This is a genomic window from Marinobacter sp. LQ44, assembly GCF_001447155.2.
Lineage (GTDB): Bacteria > Pseudomonadota > Gammaproteobacteria > Pseudomonadales > Oleiphilaceae > Marinobacter.
This window is the reverse complement of sequence record NZ_CP014754.1, coordinates 2,450,014-2,471,815: the sequence shown is the minus strand read 5'-3', so window position 1 is coordinate 2,471,815 and position 21,802 is coordinate 2,450,014. Positions and strand designations below refer to the sequence as shown.

Annotated in this window: 20 protein-coding genes; 8 read left to right on the top strand and 12 right to left on the bottom strand. The window is 58.9% G+C overall.

Features of this window, described 5'->3' with window-relative positions; translation table 11 throughout:
• Positions 1 to 159 (bottom strand): YqaE/Pmp3 family membrane protein, encoded by a 159-nt coding sequence (locus tag ASQ50_RS11415; RefSeq protein ID WP_068351496.1) that lies wholly within the window; start codon positions 157 to 159, stop codon positions 1 to 3.
• A 191-nt stretch (positions 160 to 350) separates the two neighbouring features.
• Here ASQ50_RS11415 and ASQ50_RS11410 point away from each other — a divergent pair, with 191 nt between their 5' ends.
• Genes ASQ50_RS11410 through ASQ50_RS11400 form a run of 3 tightly spaced genes read left to right on the top strand, consistent with a single transcriptional unit; the run spans position 351 to position 3,311 of the window.
• Positions 351 to 1,772 carry a succinylglutamate desuccinylase/aspartoacylase family protein gene (locus ASQ50_RS11410; RefSeq protein WP_058090818.1) on the top strand — a complete coding sequence of 474 codons (1,422 nt, stop codon included), beginning with the start codon at positions 351 to 353 and terminating at the stop codon, positions 1,770 to 1,772.
• Positions 1,773 to 1,818: 46 nt separating this feature from the next.
• The gene (locus tag ASQ50_RS11405; RefSeq protein ID WP_058090819.1) at positions 1,819 to 2,787 is read left to right on the top strand and encodes a DMT family transporter; all 969 of its coding nucleotides are present in this window, start codon (positions 1,819 to 1,821) and stop codon (positions 2,785 to 2,787) included.
• A complete protein-coding gene (locus tag ASQ50_RS11400; protein ID WP_058090820.1) occupies positions 2,784 to 3,311 on the top strand; it encodes a carbohydrate-binding protein in 528 nt (175 codons plus the stop codon). Before ASQ50_RS11405 ends, ASQ50_RS11400 begins: the two co-directional genes overlap by 4 nt.
• Here the strand turns inward: ASQ50_RS11400 and ASQ50_RS11395 are convergent.
• Positions 3,306 to 4,487: a MalY/PatB family protein gene (locus tag ASQ50_RS11395; RefSeq protein ID WP_058090950.1), complete on the bottom strand. Its 1,182-nt coding sequence runs from the start codon at positions 4,485 to 4,487 to the stop codon at positions 3,306 to 3,308. The genes ASQ50_RS11400 and ASQ50_RS11395 overlap by 6 nt on opposite strands.
• A 197-nt stretch (positions 4,488 to 4,684) precedes the next feature.
• Between ASQ50_RS11395 and ASQ50_RS11390 the strand changes: the two genes are divergently transcribed.
• Entirely contained in the window at positions 4,685 to 5,572 is an 888-nt protein-coding gene (locus ASQ50_RS11390; RefSeq protein ID WP_058090821.1) for an AEC family transporter, read from the top strand.
• Between the two features lie 200 nt (positions 5,573 to 5,772).
• Complete coding sequence (locus ASQ50_RS11385; RefSeq protein WP_058090822.1) at positions 5,773 to 8,274, top strand: acyl-CoA dehydrogenase; 2,502 nt, start codon at positions 5,773 to 5,775, stop codon at positions 8,272 to 8,274.
• On the opposite strand, the gene ASQ50_RS11380 is transcribed toward ASQ50_RS11385, so the two are convergent.
• On the bottom strand, positions 8,271 to 9,122 hold the full coding sequence (locus ASQ50_RS11380; RefSeq protein WP_197492683.1) for a helix-turn-helix domain-containing protein: 852 nt from the start codon (positions 9,120 to 9,122) through the stop codon (positions 8,271 to 8,273). The two genes, ASQ50_RS11385 and ASQ50_RS11380, sit on opposite strands and share 4 nt — an antisense overlap.
• A 253-nt stretch (positions 9,123 to 9,375) precedes the next feature.
• Between ASQ50_RS11380 and ASQ50_RS11375 the strand changes: the two genes are divergently transcribed.
• A complete protein-coding gene (locus ASQ50_RS11375; protein WP_058090824.1) occupies positions 9,376 to 10,341 on the top strand; it encodes an esterase/lipase family protein in 966 nt (321 codons plus the stop codon).
• Between the two features lie 52 nt (positions 10,342 to 10,393).
• Positions 10,394 to 11,437 carry a lipase secretion chaperone gene (locus ASQ50_RS11370; RefSeq protein WP_058090825.1) on the top strand — a complete coding sequence of 348 codons (1,044 nt, stop codon included), beginning with the start codon at positions 10,394 to 10,396 and terminating at the stop codon, positions 11,435 to 11,437.
• On the opposite strand, the gene ASQ50_RS11365 is transcribed toward ASQ50_RS11370, so the two are convergent.
• Complete coding sequence (locus ASQ50_RS11365; protein ID WP_058090826.1) at positions 11,382 to 12,356, bottom strand: LysR family transcriptional regulator; 975 nt, start codon at positions 12,354 to 12,356, stop codon at positions 11,382 to 11,384. The two genes, ASQ50_RS11370 and ASQ50_RS11365, sit on opposite strands and share 56 nt — an antisense overlap.
• Positions 12,357 to 12,604: 248 nt before the next feature.
• On the opposite strand from ASQ50_RS11365, the gene ASQ50_RS11360 reads away from it, so the two are divergent.
• Positions 12,605 to 13,534, top strand: a complete 930-nt coding sequence (locus ASQ50_RS11360; RefSeq protein ID WP_058090827.1) for a DMT family transporter — start codon at positions 12,605 to 12,607, stop codon at positions 13,532 to 13,534.
• Here the strand turns inward: ASQ50_RS11360 and ASQ50_RS11355 are convergent.
• From ASQ50_RS11355 to ASQ50_RS11320, 8 genes are all read right to left on the bottom strand, one after another.
• The gene (locus tag ASQ50_RS11355; RefSeq protein ID WP_058090828.1) at positions 13,512 to 13,922 is read right to left on the bottom strand and encodes a hypothetical protein; all 411 of its coding nucleotides are present in this window, start codon (positions 13,920 to 13,922) and stop codon (positions 13,512 to 13,514) included. The genes ASQ50_RS11360 and ASQ50_RS11355 overlap by 23 nt on opposite strands.
• 138 nt (positions 13,923 to 14,060) lie before the next feature.
• Positions 14,061 to 14,645, bottom strand: coding sequence for a gamma-glutamylcyclotransferase (locus tag ASQ50_RS11350; RefSeq protein ID WP_058090829.1), 585 nt, complete (start codon positions 14,643 to 14,645; stop codon positions 14,061 to 14,063).
• A gap of 35 nt (positions 14,646 to 14,680) precedes the next feature.
• On the bottom strand, positions 14,681 to 15,313 hold the full coding sequence (locus tag ASQ50_RS11345) for a MarC family protein (protein ID WP_058090830.1): 633 nt from the start codon (positions 15,311 to 15,313) through the stop codon (positions 14,681 to 14,683).
• 95 nt (positions 15,314 to 15,408) lie between these two features.
• On the bottom strand, positions 15,409 to 16,398 hold the full coding sequence (gene rluF, locus ASQ50_RS11340) for a 23S rRNA pseudouridine(2604) synthase RluF (protein ID WP_058090831.1): 990 nt from the start codon (positions 16,396 to 16,398) through the stop codon (positions 15,409 to 15,411).
• Positions 16,399 to 16,502: 104 nt separating this feature from the next.
• A complete protein-coding gene (locus tag ASQ50_RS11335) occupies positions 16,503 to 17,645 on the bottom strand; it encodes a sterol desaturase family protein (protein WP_058090832.1) in 1,143 nt (380 codons plus the stop codon).
• Positions 17,646 to 17,709: 64 nt separating this feature from the next.
• Positions 17,710 to 17,961 carry a bacteriocin immunity protein gene (locus ASQ50_RS11330; RefSeq protein ID WP_058090833.1) on the bottom strand — a complete coding sequence of 84 codons (252 nt, stop codon included), beginning with the start codon at positions 17,959 to 17,961 and terminating at the stop codon, positions 17,710 to 17,712.
• Positions 17,958 to 19,523 (bottom strand): S-type pyocin domain-containing protein, encoded by a 1,566-nt coding sequence (locus ASQ50_RS11325; RefSeq protein WP_156510004.1) that lies wholly within the window; start codon positions 19,521 to 19,523, stop codon positions 17,958 to 17,960. Before ASQ50_RS11325 ends, ASQ50_RS11330 begins: the two co-directional genes overlap by 4 nt.
• A 148-nt stretch (positions 19,524 to 19,671) precedes the next feature.
• Positions 19,672 to 21,255, bottom strand: a complete 1,584-nt coding sequence (locus ASQ50_RS11320) for a flavin-containing monooxygenase (RefSeq protein ID WP_058090835.1) — start codon at positions 21,253 to 21,255, stop codon at positions 19,672 to 19,674.
• Between the last annotated feature and the right edge of the window lie 547 nt (positions 21,256 to 21,802).

Sequence of the window (21,802 nt, the reverse complement as noted above, 5' to 3'; positions counted from 1 at the left end):
CTACTTCTTGGCGATGATCCACACCGCGTGCACGATGCCAGGAATGTAGCCCAGGATGGTCAGCAGTATGTTGATCCAGAAATGCTTGCCCAGTCCCACCTGTAAAAAAACACCTAATGGCGGTAACAGAATCGCAACCAGAATTCGCAAAAGGTCCATTTAGTTCTCTCCCCGTGGCACGTATAACAGTCATATCTCTGAAAGATAGCAGTGTTATTACATTCAACCACATTGGGCCATTACAGATGGGCCCGTGATCATGAAAGTGGCATTAAACCTCTGTCACAGCGGTATTCATGAACCATACAGGGCCCTATCCTTGGGGCCACTGGACAGGTACTCGAGGACTTATGCTGTTTCAAAGGCCCAGACACTCCACAATCCGACATTTTCCGATCTGGCTTTTCGCTGCCGCCCTGCCAATGGTCACCTTGGCCGACACCAACGATTCGTCTGTGCTGGTGGTAGCCCAACTCGCAGAGGATGAAAACGTTGAGGATGTGGTGCGCTCTGAACCCCGCCGCAGTCCAGGCGAAGATGGCGACGCCAGCGACGACGAACAGGAACCATCGGCGCCAGACACCGACCAGCAAACACAAACGGTCAACACCGTGGTGGTGCCCGTTACCCGCAAGATTGCCCCCAACATCGACCTGAAAGAGGTGGCCCCCCTGCCGGAACCCGAGCCGGAACCGGAAACCCTGCCGGGGGCGGAACTGTCTGCAGAGGAACTTCAGGTAGTTCAGGATACTGCACAAGGGGAAACGTCTGCCGCCGAGGACGACGCCGACGCGCCGGTAGAACCCCTGCCGGCCGAAAGTTTCACCCTGCTTGGCAAGGAAGTGCTGCCCGGCACCTCGACGCGGCTGGCCTGGTCCCCCCAGATCCAGATTGCCGGCCTGTCACAAATTACCCCTGTTCTGGTGGTCAACGGCGTGAATGCTGGGCCAACCCTGTGCCTGACTGGCGCTGTACATGGCGATGAGCTTAACGGCATCGAGATTATTCGCCGCACCATGTACGACCTCAATCCGGAGAAACTCAGTGGCCGGGTGATCGGCGTGCCCATTGTCAATCTAACCGGCTTCCAGCAGGGCAGTCGGTACCTGCCGGACCGTCGGGATCTGAACCGCTTTTTCCCGGGCCGCAAGGACGGCAACCTTGCCGACCGGGTGGCCTACTCGTTGTTTGAGAATGTCATTCGGCACTGCGACATGCTGGTGGACATTCACACCGGTTCCCTCAAGCGCACCAACCTGCCCCAGCTGCGGGCCGACATGAATAACCCGGACGTGGCGGAATTCACCCGTGGGTTTGACCGCATGGCGGTGGTGCACAGCTCCGGCTCCCCGGGCATGCTGCGCACGGCAGCCGTCCAGGCAGGTATCCGTGCCGTGACCATGGAAGCCGGGGAGTCCTTGCGAATTCAGGAGCATCAGATCGAAGCCGGGGTAAATAGCCTCAACAGCCTGCTGGAGAAACACGGTATGATCTCCAGGATGTTTGTCTGGGGCGATCCGGAACCGGTCTATTATGATTCCACCTGGGTGCGCGCCGAGCACGGCGGCATTCTGTTCAGCGAGATTAACCTGGGTGCCAATGTCTCCGAAGGGGAGGTCTTGGGCTATGTGGCTGATCCGATTACCAATGAACAACACCCGATACGCTCCACCTCCAACGGCAGGATCATCGGCATGGCGGTGGATCAGGTGGTGATGGCCGGCTTTGCCGCCTACCACATTGGTACGGAGGCAGAAGTTCCAGGAGAGTAGTATGCTAGGGGTTTTACCCGACAGCCTATGACCCACAGGAGTTCATGTGTCTTCGGCAAACTCTGGCATATTATCCCGAATTCCCGGCCTGGCCTATGTGGGCCTGGTGCTTACGCCGCTGTTCTGGGCCGGCAATGCCGTGGTCGCGCGAGGCACGGTTGAGCATGTCCCGCCCCTGTCGATGTCTTTCTGGCGTTGGGTGATTGCCCTCGCCATATTGCTGCCCTTCGGTTTCCCTGGCATGTGGCATCATCGCCGGGTCATCCGTGCCCGCCTGGGTTCGATGCTGGCACTGGCCACCTTCAGCGTGGCCGCGTTCAATTCACTGCTCTACTACGCCGCCATCACCACCACCGCCACCAACATTGCCCTGATCAATGCCACCATCCCTATTTTCGTGGCCCTGCTGGCGTGGATGCTTCTGGGCGACCGCACCCGGCCAATTCAGGCATTGGGCATCGCCCTGGCCATCGGAGGCATCCTGACCGTGGTGGCCCGTGGCGAGCTCTCGGTTCTGACCGGCCTTCAGGCACAACCCGGTGACCTGATCATGGTGGCGGCCGTCTTCAGTTGGGGGTTGTTCTCGGTCTTGCTCAGACGGCAGGCGGTGCCGTTACCGGCCCTTACTTTCCTGACTACCCAGATTCTGCTGGGGACGCTGGTGATCCTGCCGTTTTACCTGGTCGACCTGTTTTTCTTCGCCGGAGGCTTCGAGCTGACCCGAAATACGGCCATGTCGCTACTGTATTTCGCCATATTCCCCGGTATCCTAGCCTACGCATTCTGGAATCACGGCGTGCATGCGATCGGCCCGGCCAGGGCCGCGATATTCATGTACCTGACCCCGGTCTTCGCATCGATACTGGCCGGCATTTTTCTGGGTGAGTCGCTTGGCGCGTTTCACATGATTGGCGGTCTGCTGATTCTCGCAGGCCTGGTGTTGGCCACGCGAACCGGTCGCCAACAGCCTGCGTATTCACTTCGGAGTCAGGAACAAAACGGGAGAGACACATGATGAAAGCCACCACCAGCATCAGGCGAGCCCGCACACTTTATGGTCTGTTGTTGATGACCCTGGCACTTGGCATGCCTGCATTGGCGTCTGCCGAGGCCTGTGATCCGGAAGACCATGAATGGGTGCCCAGCCGCTATTACCCGGCGGGGTCCGTGGTGTTTCACAACGACAACTGGTACGAGTCCCGTGAAATCCACGAAGGCAAGGAGCCAGGCATTACGTTTGACTGGAAACGTCTGTTCTCCGTGCCGGAGTGCGGAGGTGACAACGCGCCGCCCGACCCCATAGATCCGTCTGATGTGGAAGAAGGCGTAACCCAGACTGACAGCGACACCGAATTCTGCGAACGCCCGGAACAATGGCTGTTTGCTGAGAGTTACTCCGTCGGCAGCCAGGTAAGCCATGGTGGCAAGATCTGGGAAGCCATCCGGGATACCAAGGGCGACATGCCGGGTATCAAGGAGCCACCACACTGGAAGCTGGTGGAAGACCACTGCGCCATTCAGTCGCAACCGGCACTATAAGCCAACCAGCGCTGCCTCGATCCGGGCAATGACCTGTTCCAGCACGGATCGCGGGCAGCCGATGTTCAGGCGCATGAAGCCACTGCCAGGTTGCCCGAAGGACAAACCCGGGTTCATGCCCACGCCGGCCTCCTCCACGAAAAATTGTTTGAGGCCGGCATCATCCAGCCCCAGGCTCCGGCAGTCGAGCCACATCAGATAGGTGCCTTCCGGCGCTGCAACGTCAATGCCTGGCAATCGCCGGAACACCGCGTTGGCCACAAAATCCCGATTGGCCTGCAGATAGCCGAGCAGTTCGTCCAGCCAGGCGGCGCCGTGGCGATACCCCGCTTCAAAGCCGGCAATGCAGAACGGGTTGCACTGGGGCAGGTGCATGGACTCAAACACCGCTTTCATGGCCTTGCGCCGTTCCGGGTCTGGGATCACCAGGGCGGACAAACCAAGACCGGGCATGTTGAAACTCTTGCTCGGAGCCACCGCCGTCACCAACGCATCATCCTCTCCGGCCAAGCTGGCCAGGACGGTGTGCGGTGGTGCGTCCGGATAGGTCAGGTCGCAATGGATTTCGTCCGAGAGCACCACCAGGTTGTGGCGCCGGGCAATGGCCAGCAGCTCTTTCAGCTCCGCGTCCGTCCAGACCCGGCCGACCGGGTTGTGGGGGGAACACAATAACAGCACCCTGGCATCGGGCCGGGCAGCGCATTGCTCAAGATGCTCCAGATCCATTCGGTACTGCCCGGTCTGCGGATCCTGAACCAGCGGGTTTTCAATCACGTTACGACCACTCTGGCGCACCGAGCTGAAAAAAGGCGGATACACCGGCGGCTGTATAATCACGCCCTCGCCGGGCCCGGCATAGGCCATACAGGCGGCATTCAGGGATGGCACCACCCCCGGCGCCATCAATATCCACTCCCGGCGAATGTGCCAGCCATGGCGCTCCGCAAACCAGTCGATCATTGCCTGGTACAGGCTGTCAGGAAACAGGGTATAGCCGTAAACCGGGTGCTGAGCCCGTTCCGTCAGAGCGCGGGTGACCGCCTCGGGCGCAGCAAAGTCCATATCCGCCACCCACACCGGAATGACATCCTCCCGGCCAAACACTGCCTGGCGGGCATCAAATTTGACCGAGCAGGTATTGTCACGTCGAACAGGCTGATCAAACACACTGGCCACAAACGAACTCCCCAACTGGTTGAAAGGCTGCCGAAGGCTATTGTGGTAGCCCCGGCCAGCGACCGCAACCAACCCTGGCAGGCGCCTCCCGCTTTGGTCGAACATGGGCAATTTTTGCTTGCCGAAACGGGCCGATACTTGCGAACCTAACAGTTTGTTAATGGTTGTCGTCCCGAACGTTTGTCGGAGCTCTCCCCATGATCGGCCAGATCCTAGCTACCATGCTGCCGGTATTCCTGATTGCAGGTTGCGGCGCCCTGTATGGCCGCTACCGCTCGCCAGACATTCAAGGCCTGAATGTTCTGAACATGGAACTGTTCGTGCCCATGCTGGTGTTTGCCGTACTGGCCGACCAGCAGGCGCCCCTGCAGGACTATGGCTGGCTGGCGCTGGCGGCTACGGTGGTGGTGCTCGGTTCTGGCATCATTCTGTACCCGGTGGCCCGCGTTCTGAACCTGAACCTGAAAACGTTCCTGCCGCCGATGATGTTCAACAATTCCGGCAACATGGGCATTCCGTTGCTGGTACTGGCGTTTGGTGAGGCGGCACTACCGGCGGCGATCGTACTGTTCATTGTCGAGATGCTGCTGCACTTCTCCGTTGGCCTGTACATGCTGGACCCGCACACGTCGATCATCCGGCGATTGCGGCTACCGATCGTGTTCGCCAGCATCGCCGGGCTAACGGTTAACTTCAGCGGTGTTGCCCTGCCTGGCTGGCTGCTGGAAACCCTGAACATGCTGGGTGGCGTGTGTATCCCCTTGATGCTGTTTGCCCTGGGGGTGCGGATGCTGGATGTCGATTTCCGGGACTGGAAACTGGGGCTGATTGGCGCCATTGCCTGCCCGGTCAGTGGCTTGCTGCTGGCCTGGCCCATGATTGCCTTACTCGACCTACCGGGCCTTCAGGTAGCCTGCCTGTGGGTGTTTGCGGCGCTCCCGCCTGCGGTGCTCAACTACATGGTGGCGGAGCAGTATCAGCAGGAACCCCACGCGGTGGCATCGCTGGTATTATTGAGCAACCTCGGCAGCCTGGTAGTCATGCCCATTGTCCTGGGCCTGGTGTTCGCCGCGGGCTACGCCTGACCTCCAATTCGCTCTACACGTACACTGGTAACAGGGCTCAGCCCCTGAACCGGAACACGCTGACCCGTGAGCGGGCCGTCATATAAGCACTCCACATATTGTCCCCTATCGAACCGTCCGTTTTCCTTGCAACTGCCTGGACTTTGGCCGATGGTTAGAGGCAAATCTGCCTGATCTGGTAACGATATGGAGGTCTGTCCATGAGTGTTTTGCTTCTGGTTCTCAGCGCCCTGGTGCTGATCTATTTCAGCATCGGCGGTAAAACCGCCGCGATTGTGATGTCCGTGGCCACCCTAGTCGGGGTCGCCAACGACGGCTGGCACCTTCTCAGTTTTGTCATCGGCGGCCTGCTGTTAGCGTTGGCGTTACTGATCACCCTGCCCGGCGACCTGCGCCTGGACAAATTCAGCCGGCCCTTACTGGGCTGGGTCCGCAGCCGCCTGCCCAAGCTCTCGCCAACCGAGCAGGAAGCCCTGAACTCCGGTTCCGTAGACTGGGATGGCGAACTGTTTTCCGGCAAACCGGAATGGAACAAGCTGCTGGACGCCGCTCCGGCGCATCTGACCAGCGAGGAGCAAGCGTTTCTCGACGGCCCGGTGGAAGAACTGTGCAAGATGCTGGATGACTGGCAGATTACCCACGAACACTACGACCTGCCAGACAAAGTGTGGAAATTCATCCGTGACAAGGGCTTCTTCGGCCTGGTCATTCCCAAGGAAGACGGGGGCCTGGGTTTCTCCAACACTGCCCACTCCGAAATCGTGATGAAAATCTCCACCCGCAGCGTATCGGCAGCGGTGACCGTTATGGTGCCCAATTCTCTGGGCCCGGGTGAGCTGCTGATGCACTACGGCACCGACGACCAGAAACATCACTACCTGCCGCGCCTGGCCAAGGGCAAGGAAATCCCCTGTTTTGCCCTAACCTCGCCGGTGGCCGGCTCCGACGCCGGTGCCATTCCGGACAAAGGCATCGTCTGCAAGGGCGAATGGAACGGCAAGGAAGTGCTGGGCCTGAAGGTCACCTGGAACAAACGCTATATCACACTCGCCCCGGTAGCGACCCTGATAGGCCTGGCCATCAAGGTCTATGACCCTGAACACCTGATCGGCGATCAGGACGACATCGGCGTGACCTGTGTGATGGTGCCCCGGGAGACCGAGGGCGTGAACGCTGGCGCCCGCCACCTGCCCATGAACACCGTATTCATGAATGGTCCCACCTGGGGCACCGAAGTGTTCATCCCCATGGAACAGGTGATTGGTGGGCAGGACATGCTCGGCAAAGGCTGGAAAATGCTGCTGGAATGCCTGTCCATCGGCCGCTCCATCTCCCTGCCGGCTCTGGGCACCGGCGCAGGCAAACTGGCCAGCCTGGCCACCGGCTCCTACGCCTATACCCGGGAACAGTTCGGCCGCACCATCAGCCAGTTTGAAGGCGTTCAGGAAGCCCTGGAGCCCATCGCCGGCTACACCTACATGATGGACGCCGCCCGACTGCTCACCGCCGGCATGCTGGACCGGGGCGTTCGCCCATCCGTGCCCTCGGCGGTACTGAAATACCGCAACACCGACCTGATGCGGGAAGTCATCAACCACGCCATGGATGTAGTGGCCGGCCGGGGCGTGATCACCGGCCCCCGCAACTTCCTGGCCCGGGCCTACCAGGCAGTGCCCATCGGCATTACCGTGGAAGGCGCCAACATCCTGACCCGCAGCCTGATGATCTTCGGCCAGGGCGCCATTCGCTGTCATCCGTTTATCGTGGAAGAAATCGAAGCCGCCGGCATGGAAGACCAGGACAAGGCCGCAAAACAATTCGATGGCATCTTCTACCGCCACCTGGCCCACACCACCCGCAATGCCCTGCGGGCGTTCGTACTGGGCCTGAGTAAAGGCTGGCTGGAAACCGCACCACGCCAGGGCGACATCCAGAAATACTACCGCCAGCTGGGCCGTTTCTCAGCCGCCTTTGCCCTGATGACCGACGTCACCCTGCTCACCGTCGGCGGTGGCCTGAAAGCCCGCCAGCGCTTGTCTGGCCGCATGGCCGACTGCCTGGTCCAACTCTATTACGCTACCGCCGTAATCAAGCAATGGCATGAGGAAGGCTACCCGGACGACCAGCGAGACCTGGTGGAATGGTGCCTGCAAACCTGCCTGCACGACCTGCAAGGTTCCATGCGCGAAGCCATCATCAACTTCCCGGTCCCGGCCCTGCGCTGGCCGCTGCGTTTGCTGGTATTCCCCCTCGGCGCCACCGGCCTGAACGGCCCGGACGACAAGCTGGGCGCGAAAGTGGCCGCGACCATCGTGAACGACACCCCGGTGCGCCAACGCATCAGCCGCGGCACCTTTATCAACATGGATCCCGACGACCCGCTGGGCCGCGTACTGAATGCCTATAACCTGGCCAACGAAACCGCCGAGATGCGCCAGCGCCTGCACGAAGCCATCCGCAATCGTGACGAAGACGAACTGGACGGCATTGCCCTGCTGATGGGGCATCAACGCAAAGAGCTGGTGGACTGGGCCTGCGCCCAGGGCATCATCAAGGCGGACGAATGCCCCAAAATGGAAGAAGCGCTGACAGCCCTGTATGACGTTATCCGGGTGGATGCTTTCGACGCCGATGGCCTGAAAGCCCTGGCCAAGGGTGCCAAGGGCAAGCGCAAAGTGGTTGAGCGCCCTGCGAAGGGCTAGTGTCCCGTCTGACACGTCGGAGTGGGTAATCCTGCTCCGGCGTTATGGCCAGCCAGGCCACCGACAGGTGCACCATGACCCACAAAGATACTGCCAGAAAGCATCGTGACGATGTCTGACGGTGTCATACCCAGCGTCATCCGGAAGGTATGGGAGAAGTGAGCGGAATCCGCAAAGCCCGCTGCGATCGCGGCGTCAGTGAGTGATGCGCCACGCTCTACGCCGGTAAAGGTCACAAATAACCGGTGCCACTGCCGATAGCGACGCACAGGCACCCCTACCTGGGCACGAAATAGCTCTACCAGACGGGAAACCGAGAGGTTGACCGAGTTCGCCAGTTCCTCCACCGAGACATTTCTGCCGATCTCCGACTGAATCCGTTCCACCACCCGCGCCACCCGCGGGTCGGTTTCAGGATAGGGCTGGGCCGCCGGGTTGATCCCCGATTCCAGTGCATCGAAGGCTTCCCCCGCCTGCACGGGAACGTTGTAGAGCGCTTTGAGCCAACGTTGAAGTGAGTGCTCACCATGAAAGCCGGCGTACACCCCGTCCTGATGCCTGGCCATGCTGTGAGACAACAGACGGAAATCCTGCCCCAGGGCATCCAGGTAACACGCCGCGACCAGCTGGCCCTGGGGATCAATCCTGGCGCTTTGGCCCGGCGCCAACAGCAGCGAATGCTCATGCCAGACAACGTCTGATCCCGGCAACACCAGTTGCACGGGCCCTTCGACTCCGATGACCAGCGAAGCGGCCGCTTGGCTGAACTCAATCGGATGCCGCAAGCGCCCGACGAACAGGGTGCGCCGGGGCCAGAGATACAACAGGTTGGAACGTGAATTATCCATGGGCATCAACGCATGCCCGCTGCATTTTTGCGCCGGGCAAACGGTTTCTTGTTGTTGTATGTCTGCCCGAGTGTATATGCATTTCTCAACAATCACCCACGAAAGATGCCGGTTACGTGATCAATTCCGGTCTTTTTGTTGTTGGCCTGCGAACTCGTCAGTTCTTACAAGCGCAGTGCACCCATCCATGAGTAGATTCGGAGGGCAACACCATGCAGTCATCCTGACAACAAACACAAAAAGGAACGACACCATGAACTCGTGGATAAAAAGCGCGGTAGCAGCGCTGATATTGAGTCTATCCCTGCCTGCACAGGCCGGTCTTTTCGACTGGTTATGGGGATCAAATAAACAGGGTGCAACGAAGCACCCGATCGTCCTGGTACCGGGCATTTTTGCCTTCGACACCATTGCCGGCGTTGACTACTGGTACCGCATTCCCAACGCCCTCGAAAATGAGGGCGCCACGGTATTCGTACCGAAGATCAATGCCTTTGACAGCTCAGCCATGCGCGGCGAACGGTTGATCCAGCAACTGGACGCCATCCGCGCCGCTTCCAACGGTGCCATCACCCGGTTTAACCTGATTGGCCATAGCCAGGGCGGGGTGACCTCCCGCTATGTCATGAACGTTCGGCCCGACCTCGTGGCCTCGGTGACCACCCTGCACTCTCCTCACAAGGGTTCGCCCCTGGCAGATGTAGTGACCGGCGTCGCTCCAGAGGGGTCGCTGACCGGCATCGGCTTTGAAGCGCTGGCAAATACCATAGGCAATCTCGTTAATCTTCTGTCTGCCAACAAAGCAGACCGCTCCGACATCTACGCCATGCTCGCCGAATTCAACAAGCCCGGCGCCGCCGCCTTTAACAACCTGTTCCCAGCCGGCTTGCCAGCGTCTGAGTGCGGCCAGGGGCCATCAAGCGTCAACCTTGGTGGCCACGCCATCCGCCTGTATTCCTGGAGCGGGACCGCCCAGTTCACCACAGGCCTTGATCCCTCAGATGCCCTGTTCGGCATCACCAGCCTGGCCATTCCAGGGCCCGACGACGGGGTCACCGGCCGGTGCTCCAGCCACTTTGGCCAGGTGATTCGCGACGACTACTTCATGAACCACCTCGATGTGACCAACCAGGTTCTGGGTATGGTGTCGCTGTTTGAAACCTCGCCGCTGACCCTGATGCGCAACCACGCCAGGCGCCTCGCTAACGCCGGGCTGTAAAACCAACACCCCACTGGCCAGTCCGGTGGGGTGCCTTCAGGGGCCTATATTTATGAACCACCGCAGCCGTTTCCTTCTGGTGGCCGGCATTATCACCATAGCCGGCACCCTGACTCTGACCCAACGGGGAACCACCGAGGGTCCAGACACCGTTGTTCAGGCACCGAAAATCTCCACCGACAAGGCAGGTACCCCCGGACTACCTGCGCACAACCTCAGCCAGCAAAACGTCCCGGAGCTACCTCCTGAACTCTTTGGCCTGGAACCGAAGGGTGCGCTTTCAGTCGATGCCAACCACCACCTGGTCCCGGATGAAAACCTGCGCAAGCTGTTTGATTTTCACCTGGCCAACCTGGATCGTGAACCCATGGACCTGGTTCTCAACCGTATCAGAGCAACGCTGGCGAACCGGCTAGGCGAGCCGGCTCGAAGCCAGGCCCTGGCATTGCTCAACGATTACGTTAACTACCGGCTGGCACTTACCCGCATTGACCAGAACCTGCCACCGGGTTTCGACCACGATGGCTTCGACCTCAACGCCCTGACACTGCGTCAGAAAGCACTACTGGCGGCCCGCGCCGAGCATTTCACACCACAGACCCACGCGGCCTTTTTCGGCGAAGACGAGCAACTCGACAACTACACTCTCGAAAGACTGACGATTGAACGCAACGAAGCGCTCACCGAACAACAAAAAGCCCAACAACTGGCACAACTGGAACACGCGCTGCCTGAACACATTCAACGAACCCGAGCCCGGGCCACCATCAACAGCAACCTGTTCGAAAAGACCGAAGCCATGAGAAGCAACGGCGCCACAGACGCCGACATTTTCCAGCTAAGGGCACAAAACCTGGGCGAAACCGCCGCAGCCAACCTGGCGGAACTCGATTTACAGCAACAGGCATGGCAAAGCCGGCTTGACCATTACCGGCAACAGAAAGCCCGGATCACCAATGCCAGCCTCAGCCCTGAAGATCAGCAAAAAGCAGTCAGCGAGTTACAACAGCGTCTCTTTGAAGGCCCTGAGCGGCTGAGAGTCAGAGCTCTGGATGCCGACTCCCGGCGCTACCCGATCGCAAACCACCCCGAATAGCCTCATCCACCAGCCAGCGGCGCAGCGTCTGAATCCCACGCTCCCGCCGGCGACTGGTCTTCCAGGCAAAGTAGAACTTGTCTCCTGTCACCACCGAATGGGCGGGCAACCGAACAAAATCCGCCGAATCCTTGCGAGTACTGAGCATGTAATCGTTGGTCAACGCAATGCCCTGATGAAAACGCGCCGCCTCCAGCGACAACAGCATATGGCTGGAATGCAGCAGCCGACTGGATTCAGGCAGCTTCATACCGGCTTCCTGATACCAGGCCTCCCAGTCACCGCCCTGCCTGTCATAAATACTGTGAGTCGACAGCAACGGAAACCGGGCCATCTCTGCCGGCGCTACCGGCGGCTCATCCCGCCGCTCGGGCTCCGCATCCCGCCCCAACTCCCGCCGTATACGCTGCCAATAATCCTGACTGCACACCGGAAACAACCGCTCCTCGTACAGCAGATCGTAACTGTAGGCCCGCGAATCCCGGTGAATCGTAATAAAACAATCCGCCACCCGATCCGACAACACCGGATTCTCACTACTCATCTCCAGAGCCAGATCAATCTGCGGATGCAGCCGCTGCAAATCCGGCAACCTCGGCGCCAGCCAGCGCACCGCAAACGAACTGAACACCGACAACCGCAACCGCGACTCCTCATGCCCCAACAGCTGCTCACTGGCCCGTTCAATCTGCAACAGTGCCGAACCAATCGCATCCAGATACTGCCGCCCCTCATCCGTCAACGTTACCTTCCGGCCCGAACGCCAGAACAGCCGCTCCCCCAAATAGGTTTCCAGCTGTTTGATCTGGTGACTGACTGCACTTTGCGTGATCGACAGTTCCTCGGCAGCCGCCGAAAAGCTGTTAAGGCGAGCGGCGGCTTCGAATACAGGGAGGGCTTTGAGGGGCGGGAGTCTCATTGTGGCTCACTATCGAATTTTCTAATAGATGGAGAATATTGATCATTTTATCGGATAGTTAAGCACGCCTAGAATCCACTTCCAAGGTACGAGAGTGGGTAGGCGGTAGGGCTTCCGAAAATGCTTGTAGCCACGGATGGCGGAAAGCAAGCGTACATGGACGTACTCGCAGCGGTTTTCGGAAGCCCTACCGCCTACCCACTCCTGCACTAAAACAGCGAAATTCAGGTAGGAAAAGGAGCACCAACGTGTCAGGCAAAACCGTCAACAGCGCCATTCTGCTGCTGGTCATCGGCAACGCCATGGCCATCCTCTCCGATGTGTTTATCAAAATGCTGGAACCCGGCGCCCCCGTCTTCCAGTTCGCCTTCCTGCGCTGCCTCCTGACCCTGGCCTTCCTGATCCCCCTGGCCCGCAAACTCGACCGCCAGAACCTCTTCGGCGGCCTGAAAATCCACGCCATCCGCGCCCACATCCACCTGGTCGGCATCGTGTGCATGGTGATCGCCCTCACCAATTTACCGCTGGCCACCGCCAACGCCCTGTTTTACGCCGCCCCGATACTAGTGATGGTGCTCTCCGCCTTCTTCTTCCGGGAACAACTCACACCCCTGAGCGTCACCGCCGTCTTCAGTGGCTTTGCCGGCATCATCGTCATTCTGCGCCCGGTGGAATTCAACTGGGCAGTGATTGCGGCCCTGGGCTCTGCCTTCGCCCTCGCCATCAACGCCGTGATGGTACGCCAGCTGCCCAGGGAACAGACCACCGTCCACAAACTGTTCCTGAACTACCTGCTGATTATGCCGGCCGCAGCGGCCCTGGCGTTCTGGGAAGGCGCCGCGTGGAACCCGCAGATCCTGATCAGCGCCGCCGGCTCAGCCCTGTTCATCCTGGGGTACAACATCACGGTATTGCTGGCCTACCGGCAGGTGGATGCCAACCAAGTCACCAGCGCCGAATACACCGGGCTGATCTGGGCGGTTGCCATTGGCTGGATCTGGTTTGGTGAGGTGCCGGACCTGTGGTTCCTGGCCGGCAGTCTGATGATTGTGGTGCCGCTGGTACTGATTGGCCTGCGGCACCGGCGCCGCTCCCCGGCACGGGGCTTCAACCCCGCGACCCGGGAATCAACTTCGGAAAGGCTGATTGCCGAACCTACCGGCGGGTCTGGTCAATAAGAATCTGGGTATCACGAATGATCCGGGCTGCCCGATACTCTGGCGGCATCCGGTCGTTATAGCCCAGGGATGACCGGTATCCGCTGCGATGATTGTGGTACTTCGGTTTGTACCGGTAATGGGAGTGCTTTTTGCCATAGTCCCGGCGGTCATACCGATGCTTGTGGCGATTATCCCGATAACGGTTGTCGCGGTGGCGATCATGGTACGACCGGCGGTGCTCGGCCCGCAGCATTTTCTTTTGATGCCCCGGTGGCAGCGCCTTGCCCCGATCCAATTGCTTCTGAATACCCGGCGGATGTCCGTGACCACGGTAGCCGTCTGCCTGGGCAATACCGGCAAAGCCCAGAGCGACAATCAGGGTACTGCTGATCAGAAATCGTTTCATAGTGACTCTCCCGTCCATACCGACTGGAACCATGCTAAACGGAAACATTCCGTGAAGCCTTGCCACCAGATTAATGATAAGAAGGGAGATGTCAGTGCCCAAGGGCCTGTTTTGCACAAGCTTTACATGGGTTGACGTTTAACTGTCTGAAGCCTCGACAGGCCCGGAACGAGTGAGGTGAGATTCAATTGAAAAGGTATGGCGGCAGTCATCCCCCAACGCCCGCAGGGACTCCGCCAGCCTGAGCAGATATTCGGAATTGGGCCCACTGGGGCCAACCGCTGCGGCAATCTGGGCGGCAATGTCGGCTTCCGGGGCCTCGCCCAGAAACGCCTCGTTATCCTCGGTGGCGATATACACCAAGCCCTCGGCATGGCTGCCATCATCAAACGTCATGGTGGTGCTGAAGCGGAGGTAGCCGTTCTTTTCCCGTACATCCAGATACTCGAAAACATTCGGTGAAACCCGGAACGCCATGCCCCGGCAGACCGCTCCGGGTTGCTCGATCAGCGTGACCACCCGGCCAGGAGCCTCGGGCGTACCACGATGGTCATGGGACCCTTGCCAGAACCGGCGTGCCCAACCGCGAATGGAGGCCGGCCGTTGTTCCAGGAACGGGAAATCCACCTTGTAGATCAAAGAGCCATAACCGAACAACCAAACCGAGTCGATGCCGTCAAAGTTGTAGCGGGTGCGATTGTGATCAATGGTGTTGGCGGGCATAACAAACCTGCAGAGGATACAAAAGCCTGATTCTGTCAGGCGCCTTGAGTGCTTGCAATAAAACCGGCGATACCGGTCAGCACGATTTCCGCCGCCATGGCGGAAAGAATCAGGCCACTGATTTTCGACATGATGTTCAGGCCGGTTTTACCCAATACTTTTTCCAGGTAGCCAGACAACCGCAACAACACCGCCAGAATCAGCAAGCCGGAGACCAGACCCAGCAAGCCGCCAGCCACTTCGTGCACGGCTTTCAGCTCAGCACCGTAGACCATGATGGCACCGATGGTGGCCGGGCCGATCATCACCGGAATGGCCAGAGGCACCACGGCGATATCGTCGCGGTCTTCCTCTGGCAGGCCAGTGGCATGGTTGCGGGTGCCGCTGGTCACCAGACTGATAGCCGTGAGGAACAGCAGGCTGCCGGCGCCAATACGGAACGAGTTCAGGGTAATACCGATAGCGCTGAACAACAGCGGCCCGGCAAAGAACAGCACCACGCCCAAAATGAACGCCGAAACACAGGCCCGGCGAATGATCGACGCCTTCTCCGCCGCCGGCAGGCCGCGGGTCAGCGCCAGGAACATGGTGACCACAAAGAACGGTGCCAGCAGGAACAGGAAACGGATGGTACTGCTGAGGTAAGTGGCAAAAAACGTTTCAAACATTAAAGCAAATCCGGCCAGGGGTTAAAGCCGGTAAGCATAGCGCCTGTGGGCAGATTCTGCCGTAAGGAAGAGAACCTATTGGCCGGCGGAGCGGATCAACGCTTCTTGATGGAGGGCTTGCGCGGCTTGCCGGGTTTGCCCTTCGGGCCGGTCGTGCGCCCACCGGCCTTCGGGCCACGGCCAGGTTTACCTGCGGGCGGTTTGCCGGTGCCTTTGCCAGTTCCCTTTCCACCTCGACCGGGGGAAGGTTTACCTGACGGTTTTGCGCCAGCCCTGGCCGGTTTACCACCGGCACCCGGGCGGGCACCTTTGGGACCGGCGGGTTTCTTGCGGGGCTTGCTGGCCGCCGGGTGCGTCGCTTCCGAGGACGAATCCCGGATGGCATCAAACAGCACCGCCAGTTCCTTCTCCGTCAGATCCCGCCAGGCGCCCACCGGCAAACCTTGCAGGCTGACGTTCATAATCCGCACCCGCTCCAGCTTCGTCACCTCATAGCCAAAGTATTCCGCCATCCGGCGGATCTGGCGGTTCAGGCCCTGCACCAATATGATCCGGAAGACAAACCGGGAGACTCTCTCCACCTTGCAACGCTTGGTCATCGTCCCCAGAATCGGCACGCCGTTGCTCATGCCTTCCACAAACTCCCGGGTCACCGGCTTGTCGACGGTCACCAGGTATTCTTTCTCGTGGTTATTGCCGGCCCGCAGGATCTTGTTCACCAGGTCACCATTGCTGGTGAGGAAGATCAGTCCCTGGGAATCCTTATCGAGGCGGCCAATGGGGAAAATGCGCTCGCTGTGGCCGACAAAACGCTGGATGTTGTCTTTCTCCGCGCTGTCGGTGGTGCTGACAATACCCACCGGTTTGTTCAGGGCAATGAAGACCAGATCTGCCTCGTCCCGGGGCTCCACCACCTGGCCGTTCACCTTCACCACATCGCCCGGCAACACCTGATCGCCCACCTGGGCCCGCCGACCGTTGATGTGCACGTTGCCCTGCTCGATGTAACGGTCAGCATCCCGGCGCGAACACATGCCGCTCTCGCTGATGTATTTGTTCAAACGGGTGGAGGTTCGGTTGGCCATGACATCCTGCCGGTTTCAAATGATGGGTAAATGCGCGGGCAGCACACAACCCGCGCATCATCCCATTGCATCACCCTGACGGCAACTGCCAGGTTCAGGGTCCGTCAGCGCCTACGGAACGGATAGAACAGCTGCCCCAGGTAGGAACCCGGCAGTTTCTGGGTGGTACCATACTCCGCCGGCCAGTGCGCTTTCGGGAAATGGTACGTGCCAAACAGCCGGTCAAAGAGCACCGTGTGTGCCGAGTAATTGGTATCGATGGCCGGCTTCTCCGAACTGTGGTGCCAGTGGTGAAACTGCGGCGTTACCAACAGGTACTTAATCGGCCCCCAGGGCACGGTAAGATTGCTGTGGATAATAATGGCCTGCAGCGCGGCGAACGTCACGTAGATATCCAGTGCTTCCTTGCTGGCACCAAGCAGATACAGAGCCAGCATAACCAATCCACGTTCAATGAAAATCTGAACCACATGGGCACGGGAGCCTGCCAGCCAGTCCATGGTTTCCACCGAATGATGGACCGCATGAAAAGGCCACAGCCGACGGACTTCATGGAAGACCCGGTGTTCCCAATACAGCACGAAATCGGCAACCAGAATCAGCAGTACGACCTGCAGCCATAACGGCGTGCTCTGAATCGCCGCCTGCAGGCTGTCGCTGGCCACCCATTCAAAGTGCGTTACCAGGAAGTTGCCAAACAGCAGAACCGCTGAGATCAGCAGGTGATTCAAGCAGAAGTAAAAGAAATCCAGCCCCCATTCATCCCGCAAGATGACCTGCTCCCGATACTTCGGAAAGAGCTTCTCCAGGCTGGTGAAGACAATAGTGGAACCCAGAAAGGCCAGAATCAGCCAGTCTACACCGAGCGACAGCGGTTTCGGCTCCACCGGCCCAACAGGAACATTGTAACCCCCCAGGGCAAACGCGATCAGCGTCATGGCAATGCCCGCAGCGCCAAGCCGTTTGCGCCGATCAAGCACAAAGGTGGTGATGCCAAAAAACAGGGAGAACCACATGCCGTACTTCAAGACATCCTGAAGCGCCTCGGCATCATACGCAGCACGAAGATCAGTGGTGGTCAGGTAGGAGGGGAACAGGTAGGCAAGCACCGCCGCCAGGCTCAAGCCGCCGAGAAATATCGAAAAATATCCGGGGATTCGTCCGTTCCGAAAGCGAAGCTCTTTTTCCGGACGAGGTACCACCACCCGCTCGCGGTATTGGTAATCTGTATCGTGTTCCGTGTTCATGCGTTCCCTGCAAATATAGATCCGTCCCGGTTTTCCCTTTGCGATATTTGTGTTGCGGAAAAAGCTATCGCTTGAATCCAGGTAATCCTTGATCTGCTCTCCAATTCTTTACAATTTCAGTAATCCGTTCAGGAGTGGCATCAGCCTCATCGTCAGGGTAGTAGATCAGGTCTGAGCCATCAGGGTGCTGTGTCAAACGGCAGAACAGTCTAACTAGTTGCGTGTGCTCATCCTCACTGGCTACATTGACAGAGCAAATGTCCTGAACGAGCTTTTTGAACTCGGCTTCGGTGTATTCTTCAATCCTATCTTTCATAGATTGCCCTTTGAATGAATTCGAATGTGGTTTCTTGGGGTAGTGATCGTCATGTTGTCGAGGTCATAGACTGCCCCGCCATTTTGAATTTCTTCCAGGTGGTGTATCTCATACTTCTCACGCCCGCCAGCCTGATCTCTGAATCTAGGGAAAGGAGCATAACCTTGTTTTATTAGCTCTTGGTTTGAGCCTTTAAATTGGGAGAGCAACGTATGGTCTCCGGAAACTTCTAGCCAAAATGCCTCTCGAAACCGATCAAAACTCGCGAACTCACGCCCCCTAAGCCGATCTGCAATCTGAGCAGGTATCGGCGCTCCAAGATCTCTTGAAGCGCTCTCTAACCAAGTTCCAGTAATTTCTTCTCCGCCTCCAGTGACCACCCCTCGTTCATCCCGGGCTGTCTTCCGGAAAACCAGATATAACGGCTCGATTCCACTGTCCGCCGGAAACCTGACAATCAGCTCGACCTGATCCTCAAACGGCCGCTGGTAGCCGGGTGGCGAGTGTTCCTGGCCATCCTCCTGGATGGGGGTCACCAGAATGCTGTAGGGATCAATACCGGAATCCGCCGGGTATTCGGTGCTCACTACCGGGCGGTGGCCGCTGTCATCCGGGTACCACACGAGGGTGAAGTCGTCATCAACCACCACTTCAAAATTCTCGCCCTTGAGCTCTGCGTGAGCAACCGGAACCCGGTCTTTGTATCCGGTGCTGTCGTTGACGTGATAGCCGGCCACCCGGAGGTTTCCGGTGGCATCCACGTGCAGATGAAAACGCACCCGAATGGCCGCCTCAGCCATCTCAAGCAGTTCTTCCTCGGTGTACAGGGTGCTGTCGCCCAATTTGGATGGCCAGAGTGCCAACAGCACTGCACTGCCGGCGGTGCTGAGTACTCCGGCACCAATGCGCGCGGCCATGGCCCAGCCTTTTGCCAGTCTCATTGCCGAACCAGAGATCAGGCCCAGCGGCCGCAAGCCGTTTGCCCCAGGGCTGGTGACCGTGGCGGGGGCAAGCATCGCAAGGGTGCCGAAATTGCTGGCCTTTTCCTCGCCCTCATTACTGTCGGTATCCCCGGAGGGCCGGGTGCAAGACTTGGCGAATACCTTGGGCCCCAGGGGCGGAAGCCCAAAGTTTTCCGAGATCACCACCGGCGGGTGTAGAGGCTCAGGTGGTGGCTCAATCACCGGGGGTTCCGGCGTGTAGTCGAGCTTGGGCGGTGGTGGCAGGCTATCGGAATGAGCGTAGGCGGTGCCTCTGGAAGGAAACGCTTGCCGGTCACCGAAGCGTTTTTCGAAGGCCGTGACGGCATTCTCTGCAATGGCTGCATAGGTGCTTTCCGTGGGAACAATGCGCCCGGATACCAGCCTGAAAACGGGAGCCGCCGGGATCTCTTTCAGCAACACCAACTCGCCACTGGCAAGCTGGTCTCTTAATCGGGCAGGGGTAGAACTGGAACTCGAAAGGTAGCTGGCCAGTTCCTTATCGGAGTATTGGTCCCAGCCACCCTCGATCATCAACGCTTCGTGAAGCGCAAGCGAGTGCGGGTCTGCTATTTTGGTCACGTCCGTGTTTCCACAAAGTATTAATCGGCACAATCCATGCCTGAAGTGTGGACAAATGTACCGGAAAGCTGGCGCCTATCCAAGATCAAACCAAAAAAGGCCACAGAGCCCGGCCCACCCAGGCTCGGACTCTGTCGTTTCTCCGGACCTAGCCAACCAATGCCGGCTCCCCACCCTGCTCCATCACCTCCGTAGCTTCACACACATACTGCTCGGCATCAAAACGCTTGGTCTGCTGCCGGAACTGCCAGGTAAAGCCCGGCCACAGGGTGGTGTTCTTACCATTCTCGTTCACGTACCAGCTCTTGCAGCCGGTCTGCCACACCGAATCGCCGAGTTTGGCGTGAATCGAGGCGTTGTACTGGCTGACGGCGTCTTCCTTCACTTCCACCGTCTTCCAGCCCCGGTGCTGCATTTTTTTCAGGGCATCCAGCACGTACTGAACCTGGGATTCGATCATGTACACCATGGAGCTGTGGCCGAGGCCGGTGTTGGGGCCCATCAGCATGAAGAAATTGGGGAAGCCGGCCACCGTGGTGCCCTTGTAGGCTTCCGCCCCTTCGCGCCAGGCATCGAGCAGGTCCTGGCCGCCACGGCCGTAGATCATGCCCCGGGGAATCGGCTCCTGGGCCCTGAAGCCGGTGCCATAAACGATGCAGTCCACCTGGCGCTCGGTGCCATTGCTATCCACGATGGTGTTGCCTTTCACCTCACGGATGCCATCGGTGAGCACATCCACGTGTTCCTGGTCGAGCGCCGGGTAGTAGTTGTTGGAAATCAGCACCCGCTTGCAGCCGAAATGGAAATCCGGCGTGACTTTCTTGCGCAGGTCCTTGTCCTTGATCTGGTTGCGGATGTGGCGGCGGGCCTGCAGCTCACCGATTTTCAGGATGCGCGGGTTACCGACAAAGCCCAGCACCCGGGCTTCCAGCGTCCAGTAGATGCTCTGACGAAACGCATTCAGGGTCTGCGGCACCTTACGGAACATCATCCGCTCCAGCGGGCGGATTTCCCGGTCCGGCTTGGGCATAATCCACGGTGGCGTGCGCTGGTACAGATCCAGGTGGGCGGCATCCTTGGCGATCTCCGGAACAAACTGGATGGCCGAGGCTCCGGTGCCGATCACCGCCACTCGCTTGCCGCGAAAATCATAGTCGTGGTCCCAGTTCTGGGAGTGGAAGCTGGTACCGGTGAAGGTGTCCATGCCCTTGATATCCGGGTAGGCAGGAGTACTCAGGCCACCCATACCGGATACCAGCACTTGGGCGTGCAGCTTGCGGAACCTGGGCAGGGTTTTGTCGCTGCGATCCAGGACATCCCCGGGCTTCAGGTTGTTGGTTTGCATGTAGGCCCAGAGCTTGGGGCTGTCGCAGGTTTCGATGGTCCAGGCACCGGTTTTGTCATTCCAGCGGGCACCGGCCACGTGGGTATTGAGCTGGATATGTTCGAGCAGACCGTACTTTTCCGCGCAGTGGCGCAGGTAGGCTTTGATTTCCGGCTGGGGCGCGAACATCCGGCTCCAGTTGGGATTCTGTTCGAAGGAGAAGGAGTACAGCGCAGATTGCACGTCGCAGGCGCAACCGGGGTAGTGGTTTTCGTGCCAGGTGCCGCCGATGTCGTCGCTTTGTTCGAGGATAACGAAGTCGTTGAAGCCGGCTTCTTTGAGTTTGATGGCCATGCCGAGGCCGGAGAAGCCGGTGCCGATGATGGCGATCTGTGCGGTTTGTGTCATTGCTGCACTCCTGTGTGGCCTGTTTGGCCTTGCCTGTTGTTGTTTCGGTGGTCATCATGACCGGTAGACACATGTATACTCCCACGGGTAGACACTTGTATACTCTGGTTCGGGTGTTTGGCCCTGGGTGACAGATTGTTGGCCTGTGCGGCCTTTAGATTGGGTGCTCGGTTCGCCGCTTGCTTGGGTAGATAGCACCGGCTGGCCTTTGGCTTATGGTGTTTGGTTGATTTGGGGATGGCTTTCCAAAACACGCTCCTTCGGCACATCCATGTGACGCTTGGGCTCCGCCATCCATGGCTCCGCACAGTTTTTGAAGCCCCCCCCCAAACCAACCGTTAAACTATTGTGATAGCCGTCTCCCAAATTGAACTTTTGGGAAGGAATCCATACGCCAATGTTCGAGAGTCCGCTCTGGTGGAGCTTTCGAAAATGCTTGGAGCCATGGATGGCGGAAAGCAAGCGTACAGGGACGTATTTACAGCGGTTCTCGAAAGCTCCACCAGAGTGGACTAACTCCAGAAACGGAAGCGGGCACCGAACCAGC